Below are 276 nucleotides of genomic sequence, written 5' to 3' on the forward strand. Positions count from 1 at the left end.
ATCCTCGATAATCGCCATGGAATCAATCACGGCATCAATGCAACGTGATTCAGACCGGCCGCTTCGTCCAGACCAAACATCAGGTTCATATTTTGTACCGCCTGCCCAGAGGCACCCTTGACCAGATTATCGATCACCGACAGCACCACGATTTGGCCAGTATCGGCATGACGGTGGATCGCAATACGACAGACGTTGCTGCCCTTCACGCTACGTGTCGCCGGATGGCTGCCCGCTGGCATCACATCCACAAATGGCTCATTGGCATAACGGGCT

The 276-nt window shown here is 54.3% G+C and carries 1 pseudogene; it reads right to left on the reverse strand.

Annotated elements, in window-relative coordinates:
- Positions 1–26: 26 nt before the first annotated feature.
- Positions 27–276: pseudogene (locus Q4563_RS19660) on the reverse strand (N-acetyl-gamma-glutamyl-phosphate reductase); the annotation flags it as partial.

This window comes from Gilvimarinus sp. 1_MG-2023, from assembly GCF_030548285.1.